General features: G+C 61.4%; 19 protein-coding genes and 1 pseudogene. 14 read left to right on the plus strand and 6 right to left on the minus strand.

Annotation, left to right across the window (positions count from 1 at the left end; translation table 11 throughout):
• Positions 1 to 288: 288 nt before the first annotated feature.
• Together AC0QTX_RS15765 and AC0QTX_RS15770 are read left to right on the plus strand one after the other, a co-directional pair.
• Positions 289 to 612 (plus strand): hypothetical protein, encoded by a 324-nt coding sequence (locus tag AC0QTX_RS15765; RefSeq protein WP_474604763.1) that lies wholly within the window; start codon positions 289 to 291, stop codon positions 610 to 612.
• A 74-nt stretch (positions 613 to 686) separates the two neighbouring features.
• Positions 687 to 938, plus strand: a complete 252-nt coding sequence (locus AC0QTX_RS15770) for a DUF6894 family protein (RefSeq protein WP_474604764.1) — start codon at positions 687 to 689, stop codon at positions 936 to 938.
• Between the two features lie 664 nt (positions 939 to 1,602).
• Here AC0QTX_RS15770 and AC0QTX_RS15775 read toward each other — a convergent pair.
• The 3 genes from AC0QTX_RS15775 to AC0QTX_RS15785 form a co-directional block, all read right to left on the minus strand.
• Entirely contained in the window at positions 1,603 to 2,025 is a 423-nt protein-coding gene (locus AC0QTX_RS15775) for a site-specific integrase (protein ID WP_474604828.1), read from the minus strand.
• A 1,374-nt stretch (positions 2,026 to 3,399) separates the two neighbouring features.
• Complete coding sequence (locus AC0QTX_RS15780; protein ID WP_474604765.1) at positions 3,400 to 3,657, minus strand: hypothetical protein; 258 nt, start codon at positions 3,655 to 3,657, stop codon at positions 3,400 to 3,402.
• On the minus strand, positions 3,654 to 4,634 hold the full coding sequence (locus AC0QTX_RS15785; RefSeq protein ID WP_474604766.1) for a DNA/RNA non-specific endonuclease: 981 nt from the start codon (positions 4,632 to 4,634) through the stop codon (positions 3,654 to 3,656). Before AC0QTX_RS15785 ends, AC0QTX_RS15780 begins: the two co-directional genes overlap by 4 nt.
• A gap of 341 nt (positions 4,635 to 4,975) precedes the next feature.
• On the opposite strand from AC0QTX_RS15785, the gene AC0QTX_RS15790 reads away from it, so the two are divergent.
• Positions 4,976 to 5,200 (plus strand): hypothetical protein, encoded by a 225-nt coding sequence (locus tag AC0QTX_RS15790; protein WP_474604767.1) that lies wholly within the window; start codon positions 4,976 to 4,978, stop codon positions 5,198 to 5,200.
• Positions 5,201 to 5,217: 17 nt separating this feature from the next.
• On the opposite strand, the gene AC0QTX_RS15795 is transcribed toward AC0QTX_RS15790, so the two are convergent.
• Positions 5,218 to 6,801 (minus strand): recombinase family protein, encoded by a 1,584-nt coding sequence (locus AC0QTX_RS15795; protein ID WP_474604768.1) that lies wholly within the window; start codon positions 6,799 to 6,801, stop codon positions 5,218 to 5,220.
• 45 nt (positions 6,802 to 6,846) lie between these two features.
• On the opposite strand from AC0QTX_RS15795, the pseudogene AC0QTX_RS15800 reads away from it, so the two are divergent.
• From AC0QTX_RS15800 to AC0QTX_RS15825, 6 genes and pseudogenes are all read left to right on the plus strand, one after another.
• Positions 6,847 to 7,248 (plus strand): annotated as a pseudogene (locus tag AC0QTX_RS15800) (phage portal protein); the annotation flags it as partial.
• Between the two features lie 414 nt (positions 7,249 to 7,662).
• Positions 7,663 to 7,863: a hypothetical protein gene (locus AC0QTX_RS15805; RefSeq protein WP_474604769.1), complete on the plus strand. Its 201-nt coding sequence runs from the start codon at positions 7,663 to 7,665 to the stop codon at positions 7,861 to 7,863.
• Positions 7,860 to 8,009, plus strand: coding sequence for a hypothetical protein (locus AC0QTX_RS15810; RefSeq protein ID WP_474604770.1), 150 nt, complete (start codon positions 7,860 to 7,862; stop codon positions 8,007 to 8,009). Before AC0QTX_RS15805 ends, AC0QTX_RS15810 begins: the two co-directional genes overlap by 4 nt.
• Positions 8,006 to 8,542, plus strand: coding sequence for an HK97 family phage prohead protease (locus AC0QTX_RS15815; RefSeq protein WP_474604771.1), 537 nt, complete (start codon positions 8,006 to 8,008; stop codon positions 8,540 to 8,542). The genes AC0QTX_RS15810 and AC0QTX_RS15815 overlap by 4 nt, the downstream gene beginning before the upstream one ends.
• Positions 8,543 to 8,650: 108 nt before the next feature.
• On the plus strand, positions 8,651 to 8,875 hold the full coding sequence (locus tag AC0QTX_RS15820; RefSeq protein ID WP_474604772.1) for a hypothetical protein: 225 nt from the start codon (positions 8,651 to 8,653) through the stop codon (positions 8,873 to 8,875).
• A 289-nt stretch (positions 8,876 to 9,164) separates the two neighbouring features.
• Entirely contained in the window at positions 9,165 to 10,403 is a 1,239-nt protein-coding gene (locus AC0QTX_RS15825) for a phage major capsid protein (protein ID WP_474604773.1), read from the plus strand.
• Positions 10,404 to 10,553: 150 nt separating this feature from the next.
• Here the strand turns inward: AC0QTX_RS15825 and AC0QTX_RS15830 are convergent, their stop codons facing one another.
• Both AC0QTX_RS15830 and AC0QTX_RS15835 read right to left on the minus strand, forming a co-directional pair.
• Positions 10,554 to 11,342, minus strand: coding sequence for a S1 family peptidase (locus AC0QTX_RS15830; protein WP_474604774.1), 789 nt, complete (start codon positions 11,340 to 11,342; stop codon positions 10,554 to 10,556).
• 79 nt (positions 11,343 to 11,421) lie between these two features.
• On the minus strand, positions 11,422 to 12,168 hold the full coding sequence (locus AC0QTX_RS15835; protein ID WP_474604775.1) for a S1 family peptidase: 747 nt from the start codon (positions 12,166 to 12,168) through the stop codon (positions 11,422 to 11,424).
• A gap of 25 nt (positions 12,169 to 12,193) precedes the next feature.
• Between AC0QTX_RS15835 and AC0QTX_RS15840 the strand changes: the two genes are divergently transcribed.
• From AC0QTX_RS15840 to AC0QTX_RS15860, 5 genes are all read left to right on the plus strand, one after another.
• Positions 12,194 to 12,760, plus strand: coding sequence for a head-tail connector protein (locus AC0QTX_RS15840; RefSeq protein WP_474604776.1), 567 nt, complete (start codon positions 12,194 to 12,196; stop codon positions 12,758 to 12,760).
• A gap of 260 nt (positions 12,761 to 13,020) precedes the next feature.
• Positions 13,021 to 13,356: a phage head closure protein gene (locus AC0QTX_RS15845; protein ID WP_474604777.1), complete on the plus strand. Its 336-nt coding sequence runs from the start codon at positions 13,021 to 13,023 to the stop codon at positions 13,354 to 13,356.
• Positions 13,353 to 13,763: a DUF3168 domain-containing protein gene (locus AC0QTX_RS15850; protein ID WP_474604778.1), complete on the plus strand. Its 411-nt coding sequence runs from the start codon at positions 13,353 to 13,355 to the stop codon at positions 13,761 to 13,763. The genes AC0QTX_RS15845 and AC0QTX_RS15850 overlap by 4 nt, the downstream gene beginning before the upstream one ends.
• A 216-nt stretch (positions 13,764 to 13,979) precedes the next feature.
• Positions 13,980 to 14,390, plus strand: a complete 411-nt coding sequence (locus tag AC0QTX_RS15855) for a phage major tail protein, TP901-1 family (protein ID WP_474604779.1) — start codon at positions 13,980 to 13,982, stop codon at positions 14,388 to 14,390.
• An 8-nt stretch (positions 14,391 to 14,398) separates the two neighbouring features.
• Positions 14,399 to 14,782, plus strand: a complete 384-nt coding sequence (locus AC0QTX_RS15860) for a gene transfer agent family protein (RefSeq protein WP_474604780.1) — start codon at positions 14,399 to 14,401, stop codon at positions 14,780 to 14,782.
• Positions 14,783 to 14,790: the final 8 nt, after the last annotated feature.

Genomic DNA, 14,790 nt, shown 5'->3' on the forward strand with positions numbered 1-14,790 from the left:
TGTGATCGGCGGGTTAGTTGTTCTGGCTCCTCAACGCTTTGTGGCGAAAAGAAGTTCCGCCATGAAAATTGCACATTTCTATTTGCATCACAAGAATTTATTCGATGAGCTATCATTTGACAGTGTTCTTATTATAGGAAACTTTGTTAGATAATTAGGCTTGTACTACGCCTCGTGTACCTCTCAATAACATTAGCCTCAGCAAGTACTTTGACACCCATGCAAAGACTCATCTTCCAACAAGATGTTAGGCTGAGTTCTCTTTGACAGGAGAACCGACTTGGGAATGTGACCAATCTCATCTGCCTTGAAGCTTTTCGTGAAGCTAGCCGTGAGCTTGAAGAGGCTGAACTCAGGTACCGTCAGGCCGCTCAGGATCTGGCAAGCATCCGCGATCAACTGGAACAAGCACTGGATCATGCCTACCGAGAGCAGTCATTCGGCCCACTTGATCCTCTGTTCTCCAAGGAGGAGGCAGCACTTGCCCTATATCAGCAAGCACGCTCCAAACTCATTGGGGCGGAAGAGCGATGGTGTGCGCTGAGAGTGGCTTTAGCTTATGAGAGGGAGCTGATCCAGGAAGTGCAGCTATCCCGTAAGCGATTGAATTAAGTACCTTCGGCAGGGAAGTAATCCCTAAGGGAGGATTGCGGGTGGTATGCCATTGGCTAATATTCCTCGCAGCCATGCCGCAGTACAGTCTCTTCATTTCCGATCAGCACCGTCGGATCAGGTATCCCAAGAATCAAAACTTGCCTGATGTTGAAGCTGCCCGAAGAATCGCTTTGAGGGTGGCGCGGGTTTTTATCGAAGTCGTTCCCTACTGGAATGATTTGTCGGCCGAGCAGCAGAACAATTTTGTGGTTGAGATTGACGATGAGAGCGGCCAAACCGTCCTGATAGTGCCGTTCAGAGACGCACTAGAACTTAAGGGTTGATGTGCGTCAGGCATTTCATCCCGCCACCGTTCATGAACAATGGCTGTCGGAGCCGTTTGGCTCTGCTTCAACCGACCTAGTGCATCGTCTTAAACATGGGTGGCTCAGTACGAGTTCAGCCCTGCGAGGAGGGTTCTTATGGGCTTCGGTTGGAAAAGGGTTGTGCTTGCTGCTGTTGCCACTCTGACACTTGGCAGTGTTGCTCAGGCATCGGAGCCGAGCCTTCATCGTATTGCCGACTACAGCGGTGAACGATTTGAGAGGCAGGATTACAGCCGTACTGAACACTGGTCTGAGCGTCGTGACCCTGACCGCTACTATGGGCGTCCCGTTCCCGAGTGGCGGGAGCGACGGTCTCAGCAAGGCGGGTATTACGGTGTTCCTGTTGCGGAACGTCCTCATTGGCAGCGGCCTGTATTTGCTGGGCGGGGATGGGGCCATCACGATAGCTGCAGGATCATTATCAAAGAGCGGGTAAACCGCTGGGGTGAGAGGGTTCAGGTGCGTAAGGAAGTTTGTCGCTGAACCTACCTCATGCCTATGCAGAGAGCAGGAGGGAAACCTCAGGATTAGCGTGGTTCTTAGTTCAGTAGCGTTCTGATATCCCCTCCTGTTGGACTTGAGCCTGAGGGACCCCACCCATCAGGCTCTTTTCTTTTGATCTTTAGCCGACAGTAGCCTTCGCCAGTTTCTCAGCCACCCTTTCCGGCCTCAGGTGAGTATATCGGCTCAACATCCTTGGATCCCTGTGTCCACTGATCAGAGCCACCTCAGGAACGGTGAGGCCATATTCAAAGAATCGAGACACAGCTTCATGCCTAAGGTCATGCAGCCGTAAGTCTTCAAGACCAGCTCTCTTTCTCAGCCTCTCCCACGCCAAGCGCACAGCATTGGGCGTAACAGGGAATACCCGCTCATCCTCCCTTTCCAATGAGCCGAGTATCTCAACCCCCTTAGGCGTGAGCGGGATTGTCCGAGGATGACCGTTCTTGGTTTTCAGGATGCGGATCGTTGGAGCGGTCAGGTCTACATCCTTCCATCCCTGGGGCTCTCTTCCCGTGTGGATCAGGCCAGATCGAGGGCGCACTTCGTCCAATCAAAGATTCAGCACCCGGTACAGACGCTTCTGCTTAGCCTATCCATCCAGCGCTGGCGCGCCTTTGCCAGCTCATCAGCCTTCTTCCGCTCTGCCGCTTGTGCCTCGCTCTGTTGCCCTGTCGGCACCTGAGAAGACGAAGCTGTTGGACTGGTCGGTTGAGGCTTCCGGTCCTGTGCTGCGGCCGGGTGGAAGATCAGAAGCAAGCCAATGGCGGAGGAGAGTGCTAGGGTTCGCATCGGTCTGCCCTCCTGAGGTCACTCACCCTCGCCAGCTAGGGCAAGGGCTAGGCACCTCAATGGGCTGCGGGTTCTAGGGGTGTTCTGCCACACACGGGCGTTTGCTGTCGCCCGAGGGCGAATGCTTCTATCCCCGAGATCGCCGCCGGTGGCGCAGGGGAGCGACCGCAAAAGGGCATTCCGAAAGCTTGGGCTTAGTGGCCAAGGTCTGGGATCCGAGGGAGCCCAGGAGGAAGGTCGCCTGGCTGACCCCTAAGGAGAAGCAGGTGGTGGGCCGGTTGCTGGAGACCGTCGATCTGTGAGGTGCTTAGATTGGGAAGTAGTAGATCAGCGAATAGAATGCGCAATTAAAAGCGCTGACAAGAACCGTACGAAATGGATAGTGTGTCTCTCCCCCCGACCTCTTCGTCTAGAGGTCCATATAGTGAGGCCCTAGTAAAAGCGAGTGTGTTGAGGTTCAGACCTAAGGCCCAGAAGCCGCTATGGCACGAGAGTAAATTCTCGTCATCAAAAGCCTTTGTGCAACGGTAGACACGGTCTCTTCCACCAATCCTTGCTGTGAGAACCTGACCCCTCAAAGACATTGTGAATTTTGATGGCTCAAAGCGCGCGCTGCGATATGTGCTTCCTTGCTCTTTGAACCCGTTCGAGTCCTGTTCAATACAGGCAAGAACTTCGGACTGTGCGTGTACATGGCCTGACAGGATTACGAGTAGTGCGGCTAAACTAATTCGCTTTCGCATGGCAATTACAAGACCTGGTAAATCAAGCGTTCATTATTCTTTGAATGGTAGGGCCTCAGCAGCCGATCCTGTTCTTGATCGCCTCTACCTGCGAGCGCGAGCTACAGACGTTCTCACAAGGAATACCATCGCTGTCCCCATCGGCACGGCGATAGCCCCCGCACCACATCTGAACGGCCTCCTCGCACGTGCTGACTGTCTGACAGCTTCTCCGCTGAGCCATCAGGATCTCTTTGACTCGCTCTACGCTCATGGAGGGCGTCCCTTGGTTGAGGTTTCCAATGGCTCCTACGCTTCCGACAGAGCCCAGAACCATCAGTCCCGCTAGAGCGAGTGTGCTAAATCTGCGTGTCATCCTTTGCCCCCCTCAGCCGATTATCGATCTATGAGAATGGGTTCTTTACCTGCTGCGGTGGCTCTACGGGGCCACTTTCATCAGGTAGTGCTTTGTCTTGCTCTAAGGCCTTCACAATGGCATCGATAGCCGCCTTCAGTGCCTTCGCTTGCTTCAGCCCACTCTTGTCCCGCGTCACATCCAACGAGCCATAAAGAGCTACTTTATCGGTGCCGTTCTCAACAGTGAACTCGCCTATGCTGAGAGAGGCGCTATCGTCTGAGAACGGCTGGAACTTCTTCGTCATGGGCGTCGTCCGAACTGATCAATGGCATCCAGAATACCTCCAACAAAGCCGTTCCCTGCGGGGCTTGGGCTCTGCTCTTGAGCTTCTGCTGGAGGCGCGGGTCTGCGGGTGTTCCTGCCAGGTCCTCGAGACCGCCTGATCTGAGGAGATGGGAGGTTGAGGACAGCTTGTTTTACGTTCGCTGGCAGGTTTGGGAATGGATTGATGCCTGATAACTGCTGCAACTCAGTGAGTGAGATGATCCTGTACTCATCCCCCTCTTGGTTAGGCGTTAGATAAGCCGCTCCTGCATTCAGTCTTGGATCGTAGACGGCTTTCGCGATATGAGTTGGCACCAGGACCCGCCCCTTGAGTGCCTGAAGGTTCTCCCCTTGGAAGATCGGGCCGGTCACCACGTAGATTTCATTCCGCTCTGAGTAGTCTCGTACCGTCCGCTCAATGCTCTCCCATAGATTGCGATTGTTGTCGGAGTTCTGCGGCACCATGTTGGCCAAGGAGAAGGACTCATCCATTCCTTGGGGGGTGGTCATGTCTCCCGCTGGTGCCATGTGGCCGCGGTCAAAGCCGCTGCGGACATAATCGGACAACTCGGCTCTCTCATTGGGAGGGAGATTGGGATCGGCGTGGAAGTTATTGACCCGGTTCAGCGCACGGGCGCCGCTTGCTCGCCTAGGGGTGAGATGCTCGGCCACCCAAAGCGGAGTGCGGGTCAGCCCTGAGTGAAGGAGGGCAAACTCCGTGTAACAGAGCTGGCGGTTTTTTGGTGTGAGCTTGGGGTTTGAGAGCGTCGGGGTAGTGCCGCCAAAGAAATGCTGAGGGCAGGCTGCCGCTGCGGCATGGGGGGTGACGAGGAACGCCGTTAAGAGAATGACAGAGGAGCGGTTGAGCAGTCTCACAGCATTCCCATCCCACGAACGAGTCTGGAGATAAGTATCGCAGGTCCATTCCATACCAGCAAAGCGCACCTCGCCGTCCAAGAAGGGCTTTGACCTGAAGAGGGGCTTTCCTCAATGGTGCGCAGCCGGCGAAGACCGTATTGCTGTAAGATAGCATCACTCAGGACGCGCTTGGGGGCCTTGCGTGAACGGGGCCGAAGAGGATTCTCTCTAGTCAATCAGAGTGCCTCCTGCGATTTGAGCCTCAGGACAGTACTTGGAGCAGTCTCTTTGGCAGACACTAGGAGGTGCAGCAAAAAACACCCGCAGGAACTCCCACAGGTGTTAGACTTCACAACTAATAGGCCGCTCAGCAGTTTCCGCTGCGACCGCCTTGCTTGCACCCAGCAGCGCGTCCACCACAGCGGGAGCCGTCCTTCGCCGTGTCGTACGAGTTCGTGCAAGCCTTTGCCGAGGAAAGTGAAACGACCGGCGAGAAGATGAATGCGGTGCCAAAAGCAACCGCGAGAAGGAGCTTCATGATGTCAGAACCTCTGGATCTGCTGGGACGCCTCATGATGGCGGTTCGACCCAGCAGTTACCGCCAGGAGCATCCTTCAACGAATCTGCGCCACATTCAAGCCACAATTTGGAATGGAAGAGCGTGATCCTCGGGCGAGACTGATTACCTCTCGTCCTTCTGGCGGGGTGATGCGCGTTTGATTGGATAGAACAGCGGTCCCCAAAAGATTGACGAATAGCCGCCACCTTTCCAGTGAAACTCAAGGTCGCCCCTTGGTCTCCTATGGGAACCCTCAGGGTCGAACCGGATGACCACATGACCAAGAATCTGGCGAAGGAGCACGTTGGCTCTTGGCTTATCAGGGCCACCTTCGGCAGTTAGAGCCGCTTCTAGGTCATTCAGGCGTTTCATCACGACAGGTTTAGAGGTGTCCCTGAGGGCCGTCTCGATCTCGCTCTTACGGCTCACGAGATCGGGGAGGGATGCTTCTAGATCCGATAGCTTGGTAATCAGGCTGGGGAGGGGCTTACGTGAGATAGCCTCCACAAGCCCTTCTATCTGTTCCTTAGTCACATCGATAGCGGTATCGACCCTATCCAACTCCTCTGTGAGGTCTTCATCGTGGGTAGGGGCCTTATGGAGGAACTCCTGAAGGTTCTTAATAAGGGCGTTCTCAAGGGTGTCCTGCCTTACTCCACGATATTCGCAGGAGTGACCGATCTTCGCGCTGTGGCAGGAGAAGGAGTAGTAGAAGCCCTTCTCACGGGTGCCCCTCCTAGTTCTCACCATAGGGCCGCCGCACTGCTCACACTTGACGAGTCCTGAAAAGATCGAGGCGACCTCCCGAGGTGGTGCAGTCCGTTCGGGTCTATCGAGAGCCCTGACGGCTTCGTAGGTCTCACGGCTGACAACAGGAGGGAAGTATCCCTCAATAGGCTCCATCGGCTCTCTCCGCCCTTGGATCATCCTATGCGGGGTGAATGTACCGATGACCGTGCTGCTGTTCAGGATTCTGTTGACATAACTTCTATCCCACCGTTGGCGCTTACCAGATCCAAACGGCGCAATGCCTTCCTTGTTGAGAACGGAGGTGATGGCATGCTGCCCAAGACCTGAGAGAGTCAGATCATAGATACGACGGACAATCTCAGCACGATCAGGAATTACCTCAAAGGCTTTCCCGTTGCGCTTCAACCATGCGGGAATCAGGGAGGTGATAGCTTCACCCTTGGCTGCCTTCTCGCGCTTCTTCAGCCAGTCGGCCTTGATGCGCTGTGATTTGGTCTCGCTCTCCTCACGAGCCCTGATCATCTCTAGAAGGGAGATTAGGAGGTCAGTGGGGTTAGCGTTGACAGTCTCCCGAGAATACTCCCGAGGGTTCCCTTTGAGGGTGACTAGTGTAATCCCTGCATTGACGATCTGAAGAAAGGTAGCCTGAGCATCAAGAATTGCTTCACGGGACACACGGTCGAGACTTTCCACCAAGAGGAAGCTGCCAGCTGGGATGATTTCCTCTTCGACAGCATCAAGGAAGGCTCTAAGGGCTCCCTTCTTACGGTTCTTGCCTGTAAAGGCAGAGACCCCGAGATCCTGGAACGTCAGGCTCTTATCGAGATCCAGGTCCTTAGCCTTAGCGTAGTCTTCTGCCAGTGCAATCTGGCGCCTGTAACTGTCGCCCTTGGCTTGGTCTGCTGTCGAGAACCGGAGATAGCTATAGGCTTTGGTCTTCGTTGATCTGCCGTGCATGATGAACCCCTCAGAAGGCTTATAACCTCGAGGTCAATAGTTCACAACTGGAAGCCGCTCTCGCTCTCGCCGAAGGACATGGACTTCGTGGAAGCGAAAGCCGCCGCCGCGCGCGAGATCGCGCTCGCCTTCGGGGTGCCGCCGCTGCTGCTCGGCCTGCCCGGCGACAGCACGCACGCCAACTACGCGGAGGCCAACCGCGCCTTCTACCGCCAGACGGTGATCCCCCTGGTGAAGCGCACGGCCGAGGCGCTCGCCCACTGGCTCGCGCCGGCCTATCGCGAGACGCTTGCCCTCGAGCCCGATCTCGACGCCATCGAGGCGCTGGCCGACGAGCGCGAAAGCCTCTGGCGGCGCGTGTCCGCGGCGGCGTTTCTCAGCGACGACGAAAAGCGCGCGGCGGTGGGCTATCGGCGTGCGGGGGATGGGAAGGGGAGGGGGAGGTAAATCGACGACGCAGAGCCTGTTCTCTCGTCATCACCGGCCTTGTGCCGGTGATCCCGACGATGTGGAACGCAGTGCTTTGTCTGCATCGGGAGGGCCGGCACAAGGCCGGCCATGACAAGGCTGGCGTCATCCCGGGTCTGCGCAGCAGAACCCGGGATCTCAGGACGAGTGCGGCGCCTCTTCACCTCTCCCGGTGGGAGAGGTCGGACCGCAGGTCCGGGTAAGGGGTTAGTGTCCGCTCCGGATAAGCCTGTAACCCCTCACCCCAACCCTCTCCCTGAGGGAGTATGAGCCACATTCTGCACCCGATCCCGGACCGGCTTGCGCCGTCCGGGATGACGATGCTCATCAACCGCTTTCGGAAAGAGAGTGCCTCCTCAGTGTCCTCAACGGAGCATTTCACGAGAACAAATCATGAACTCATTTGACCAGATCACCGAGGCCGTCATCCGGCGCGGGGATCTTGCCCATCTGGCCCTGTTCGTCTGGGCCAGCGGGGCGTCCGCCTTGCTTGCCATGACCCTGCGCGACCTGTTCTCGGCCAACCGCCGGTTCGATGCGTTCGTGCGCGAGCTGTCCCTGTTCAACCGCCGTCATTCGGGAGATCCCTCATGACCCGCCTCTCATCCCGCGCGCCGCGCAAGCCCAAGGCCGCACGGGAGAGCCAGTCCCGTGCCACTCTCGTCTTCCGCGACTTCGTGCGCCAGCTCGAAAAGCTCGATGCGAAGCCGCCGAAGTCCGCCCGTGGGGCAGCGCGATGACGGCGCTGGTACCGACAACCCGCGAGCGCAAGTTCCTGCCCGAGCCTCCGAGCGGGGTCGACGCCGATGGCGTGTTCGAGGGCTATGCCAGTCTGTTCGGCGAGGCCGATCTCGGCAAGGACGTGGTCATGCCCGGCGCCTTCCGCGACAGCCTCAAGAAGCGCGGCGCAGCCCATATCCGCCTGCTGTGGCAGCACGATCCGGCGCAGCCCATCGGGCGCTGGCTCTCCATCGCGGAGGATCTGCGGGGCCTGCGCGTGCGCGGCAGGCTCAACCTCGCGGTCAGCCAGGCGCGGGACATCCATGCGCTCATGCGCGACGGTGCCGTCGACGGGCTTTCCATCGGCTTTCGGGTCGAGCGGGCGCGGGCCGAGAGGCCGACAGGGCTGCGGCGCCTGGAGCGGCTCGACCTGTGGGAGATCTCGGTCGTGACCTTTCCGATGCTGCCCGGTGCGCGGGTCGAAACCGTGAAGCAGGCGGCACCGAAACTCGCGGCCCACATCCGCTGCACCGCCGTCAGACTGTTTTCCTGAACCTTGTCCGTGGGAGCGCGTTACCTGAGAGCCCGCAAGAGCGCGGAGGCTGCGGGCCCTTTCCTCACGCGAGAGGTGACTATTCTTCGCTTGTCTCGGGAGGTTCTCATGAAGAAGCTTGCTTTCGTTGCGCTCCTCGGCCTTGCGGCGGCTGCCTGCACGACCACGGAAGAGCGCGTGGGCGGCGCGGCCGTCGGTGCGGGCGTCGGTGCGGTGGCCGGTCCTGTCGGCGCCATTGCCGGTGGGGCAATCGGTGCTGCGGCCGGTCCGACCGTCTCCGATACGGTGCAGGCCAACACGCGCCCGGCCCGCCGCACGACCCGCCGCCGCTGAGGCTTGGACCCGAAAGTCGACATCGCTTTCGGGTTCGCTCGACACGCCTCCTCTTGAGAGCATGGCTCTTGAAGCGGGGCGTCAACATTGAGCCCTCATCCTGAGGAGGCCGGCAGGCCATCTCGAAGGATCAGGGCGGTTCTCGTGTTCTCTGGATCCTCCTTCGAGACGCAGACTTCGTCTGCTCCTCAGGATGAGACAGAGCATCCCTATTCCCTTCATCGGGAAACAACAGGCCCGCCCACCGGCGGGCCTTTTTCTTTGATCTCTTTCAAACCTATGGATTGTGATGATTCCCGCTGTTGAAACCAAAGCCGTCTCCGACGATGTCGCCTCGGCGTTCGAGGATTTCGCCCGCGCCTTCGAGGCGTTCAAGGACGCCAACGACACGCGCCTGTCCGAGATCGAAACCAGGCTCACGGGCGACGTGGTGACGGACGAGAAGCTCGCCCGCATCGACACCGCCCTCGACGATGCCAAGCGCCGCCTCGACCGTCTTGCCCTCGACCGCTCCCGCCCACCTCTGGGCGGCGGCACGGACGCCCCGCGCGATCCGGCTAAAGGAGAGCACAAGGCCGCGTTCCACTCCTATGTTCGCACCGGCGAGGCCGGTGGCCTCAAGCGGCTGGAGGAGAAGGCGCTCTCGGCCGGCTCCGGGCCTGATGGCGGCTATCTCGTGGCCGATACTGTCGAGCGCGAGGTGCTGCGCCGCCTCTCCAACGTGTCGCCGATCCGCGCCATCTCGTCGGTGCGGGTGATCTCCGGCGGCCAATACAAGCGCGCCTTCTCCACCACGGGTCCTGCCACCGGCTGGGTGGGCGAAACGGCCGCGCGTCCGCAGACGTCAAGCCCCACGCTGTCGGAGATGAACTTCCCGGCCATGGAGCTCTACGCCATGCCGGCGGCCACGCAGACCCTGCTCGACGATGCCGTGGTCGATATCGAAAGCTGGATCGCCGAGGAAGTCGAATCCGCCTTCGCCGAGCAGGAAAGCGCCGCCTTCGTCAACGGCGACGGCGTGAACAAGCCGAAGGGCTTTCTCGCTGCCGACACGGTCGAAGACGAGATCTGGGAATGGGGCCGCCTCGGCACCGTGAACACGGGGGGCGCGAGCTTCCCGGCGTCAAACCCGTCCGACGTGCTGGTGGAGCTGATCTACGCGCTCAAAAGCGGCTACCGCCAGAACGCCGCCTTCGTGATGAACCGCAAGACGCAGAGCACGATCCGCCGCTTCAAGGACGACAACGGCCAGTATCTCTGGGCACCGCCCGCGAGCATCGGCCAGGCGGCGACCCTCATGGGCTTCCCCGTGGTCGAGGCCGAGGACATGCCGGACATCGCGCTGAACCGGTGCGCCATCGCGTTCGGCGATTTCAAGCGCGGTTATCTCATCGTCGACCGTACCGGCATGCGCGTGCTGCGCGATCGGTATTCCGCCAAGCCCTATGTGCTGTTCTACACCACCAAGCGCGTGGGCGGCGGCGTGCAGGATTACGCGGCGATCAAGCTGCTGATGTTCGCGGCTTAAACCCGCGGGGTCACACCTGCTCACGTCATGGCCGGCCTCGTGCCGGCCATCTCGATCAGTGGAGTGCGGCGCTTCAGGAAAACGGGATCACCGGCACAAGGCCGGTGATGACGTGGGGTGTGTACGGGCAGGCGCTTGGCCGTAGATGAATCAATTCCCAGTCCACACGCTGTTGAGGCTCTGCATGTTGCCCACGATCCAGCGCAGGTGCTCCACCACCGGCGTCACGGCCGTGAGGCCGCCGCAGGCGGTCGGCCGGGGCGAGCGCAGTGCGCCGCTCGACCAGCTCGTGATGCCGTAGAGCTGATAGCCGCTCGACGTTGCGGCCAGGATCGGCCCGCCGGAATCCCCCCGGCAGGCGCCGGCGCCCGTGGTCTCGGCGAGCCGGTTGCGGTCGGCGACGATCAGGATCCGGTTCGCGACCTCGATGGGCCCAAGCGAGACGAGATTGGTCTGGCGCAACGTCCGGGCCGTGCCGCGGGCGCGTTCCGACAGCACGCCGTAGCCTGCGATGGTCACGCCATCGCCTACATCGATGCGGCCCGCCTGGGTGGGATCGAGGGGCAGGAAGTCGGGACCGAGGGGCCGGTCGAGTTTGACAACCGCCAGATCGATGCCGGGCTGCGTGCGCGGCGTGGTGCCGGGCACGAAGGTCGGGTGGATGGCGAGCGCGGCGACGTTGAAGCGCTGCGGCCTGAAGGAACGGTTGAGCGCGGTCACACGGTAGGCGGCGCGGTCGATCACGCAATGGGCGGCCGTCAGCACGAGGTCGCGCCCGACGATCACGCCGGAGCAGAGCTCGCCCAGCGAGTTCTCGATGGACACCACCGAGCGGCGCAGCCCGTTCGGATCGCGTGACGTTGCACCCTGCAGAATGGCCCAGGCCGGGCTCGCGACGAGGGTGAAAGCAGCAAGGGCGAGAATCGGCAATGCGCGCATGGAATGATGATGCCGTGAAGGAGGGAATTTGTAAGGCAAGACCTCGGCCAAGAGGATAGTTCCGTTACATTATGAATTTCTAAAACCCGTTGCCGCTCCACAACGCCGAGCGGTTCCAGCCCTTGAGAATCCTGTCGATCCATTCGCGCTGCGGGCCGACAAGGATGCCCTGCGTCACGCCTCCGCAGCTTCGGTTCTTGGCCGGCGCTGACCAACTTGTGATCGCCGCGACCGTCGCTCCGGACGCCATCGGCCCGCCGGAATCGCCCTGGCATGCGCTCGCCGTACCGGAACCCTCGGCCCAGAGCAGGATCCGGCTCGGTCCATAGGGTTCGACGGCCGTAAGGGACGCGGTGCGGAAGGTACCGGTGGTCTTCGCGTCGCCCTCACGGGCGAGGCCGTAGCCGCCAACGGTCACGAAGGTGTTCTCCTGAACCTTCGCGGCGCTGAGCGTCGCCCGCTCGAACCGGGCAGGCAGCGCATCGGGGATGCGAACGAGCGCGAGGTCGATGGAGCGCTGGCGCGTCTCGATGGCCTTGGCGTTGTAGCCGGGATGCACCGCCTTCGCGGCGGGCACGATCAGCACGGGCTCGCCCGCATCGTCGCGGAAATGCACCCGGTGCTCGGCGGCGCCGGTGACGCAATGGGCGGCGGTGAGCACCACGTCGGGCGCCAGCACCACGGCGCTGCAGACCCCGCCGTTCGAACTCAACACCATCACGCTCCGGCGCGACAGCGGACCCTCGTCCGGCTGGCCGCCGACGATGGCATGCGCGCCCGTCGCGGAGAGCGACAGCGCGAGACAGAGCGTGATCGGACGTATCATGACAGCACAAGGATCCTTTGTTCCGATGATTCCCATATTCGTCAGCGGCCCTGCCGTCGAGCCCATAAGCCTCGCCGAGATGAAGGCCTACCTGCGGGTCGACGAGGACGACGGCGCGCAGGATGACCTGATTTCAGGCCTCATCAAGGCGGCCAGGCTCACGATCGAGGCGGCGTCCCGGCGGATCCTCATCGAGCAGCGCTGGCGCGTGGTGCTCGACCGCTGGCCCCGCGACGGTACGGTCCTGCTGCCCCTTGCCCCGCTGATCGCCGTGGATGCGATCAGGATCACCGACGCCTCAGGTGCTGTGACCGAGCTGCCTGAGGACGGCTTCGAGGCGGATGGGTTGAGCGATCCGCCGCGCATCGTCATCCAGGAAGCGCCGGAGCCGGGTAGATTACGCAACGGCATATCCATCGAGCTGCGCGCCGGCTACGGCTCGACCGCGGAGGCGGTGCCCGCGACCCTGAGGCTCGCCATCCGCATCCTCGTGGCGCACTGGTTCGAGAACCGCGGCGACGTCGCGGGCGAGCAGATCCTGCCGCCCGAGGCCCTTGCACTTGTGGCGCCGTTTCAGAGGGTGCGGTTGTGAGGGCTCACCGCTGTCATCCTGGCCTCCGCGGCTCAGGGGTGACAGCGATTCCCTTCATGGCCGGCCTTGTGCCGGCCATGAAGGGAAAGGCGCAGCGCCTCATGCAATCGGGATCACCGGCACAGGGCCGGTGATGACGAAGAGGGTGTCATCCCAGCACCTCTCCCCCTCAGCCGCTCTCCGCCTCGTCTCCCTCCGACCTCCTCAGGATGAGGTCGAGAGTTCTTCAATCGGGCATTGTCCCACTCAAAGACACTTCCATGAAAACCAGATCCCCATCCATCGGCGCGCGCTCGCGCCGGTTCGTGCTCGAACTGCCGCTGGAGCGGCCCGACGGCTTCGGCGGCGTCATCCGCTCCTATGCGCCGGGGCCGCAGCTCTGGGGCGCGATCGAGATGCTCTCAGGAGGCGAGCGCGTGCGCGCCGACCGGCCGGAGCAGAGCTTCACCCACAGGATCACCCTGCGCTACCGCGAGGGCGTGACCGGTGCCATGCGGCTCACCTCGGGCCTGCGCCGTTTCGCCATTCGCGCAGCCTCCGATCCCGATGGATCGAAGCGCGATCTCGTCTGCCTCGTCGAGGAGGTGAGGGCATGACGAGCCCGGTTCTCTCCCTGCGCCGCGCGATCCTCGACGCGGCTTCAGTGGATGCGGAGCTGCGCACGCTCATGGGCGGCGCGCTTCGCCTCTACGACGAGCCCCCGCGCGGCGCCGAGCCGGTCTATGCGATCTTCGGCGACGTGAAGGCCGAGGACTGGTCCACCGATCTCGACCGCGGTCACGCGCAGAGCGTCGACCTGGTGGTCTGGTCGGAAAAGGGCGGGGCGCGCACCGCGCTCATGGTCGCCGACCGCTTCTTTGCGATCCTCGACGATGCGCCGCTGACACTTGACGGCCATCGCCTCGTGAATCTTCGCGTCACGGAGCTCACCTCCGGGCGCGACAAGGATTCCGGTCTCGCCCGCGTCAGCTTAAGCCTACGCGCGGTGACGGAGGTGATGTGAGGCCGCGCCTTCACTGTCATTCCGGGGCCGCGCAGCGGAGCCCGACCCGAAGGGCCGCGCCCAAGCGTGGAAATCCATAACCGCCAACGCTTCAAGAGAGAATGCGACGCTTATCGTCCTTTCTTGAACGTTGTGTTTATGGATTCCGGGCTCTCGCCACGCTCGCCCCGGAATGACAATGGAAACCTTTCCGTTTTCTCAACACAAGGACATCCCATGCCTGCTCAGAAGGGCAAGGATCTGCTCATCAAGATCAGCGACGGCGGCAACGCCTTCGTGACCGTGGCGGGCCTGCGCACGCGCCAGATCGCCTTCAATGCCGAGACCGTCGATGTGACCCATGCGGAATCCGCCGGGCGCTGGCGTGAACTGCTCGCTGGCGTCGGCGTGCGCCGCGCCGGCATCTCCGGTTCCGGCGTGTTCAAGGACGATGCCTCCGACGGGCGCATGCGCCAGGTCTTCTTCGACGGCGACATCCTCGCCTACCAGATCGTCATCCCGGATTTCGGCCGCATCGAGGGCCCGTTCCAGATCACGAGCCTGGAATATCGCGGCGATCATGCGGGCGAGGTGACGTTCGAGATGGCCTTCGAATCCGCCGGCGCGCTCACGTTCGTGGCCATATAGGAGGCATCATGGCGAACAGACGACGGGGCGAGGTGGCGCTGCAGCTCGGCGACACGCGCTATACCCTCTGCCTTACGCTCGGCGCGCTCGCGGAGCTGGAGGATGCCTTCGGCGTGCAGGATCTCATGGCGCTCACGGAGCGCTTCGGCACCGGGCGCCTGTCGAGCCGCGACCTGCTCGCGCTGCTCGCCGTTGCGCTGCGCGGCGGCGGCCAACCATTAAGCGACGCGGAGGTGGCGAGCCTGCCCCTGCATGACGGCATCGAGCCCGTGGCGGCGGCGCTGGCCGATCTGCTCCTCATGACCTTCGGCGGAGGCGAGGCAGCGCCAAACCCTCCATCATCCCAGGAGACGAGCGCGAGCCGCACGCCTTCCCCTGGGACGATGCGCTGACACTGGGT

The sequence above is a fragment of the Microvirga sp. jy35 genome (assembly GCF_056148915.1).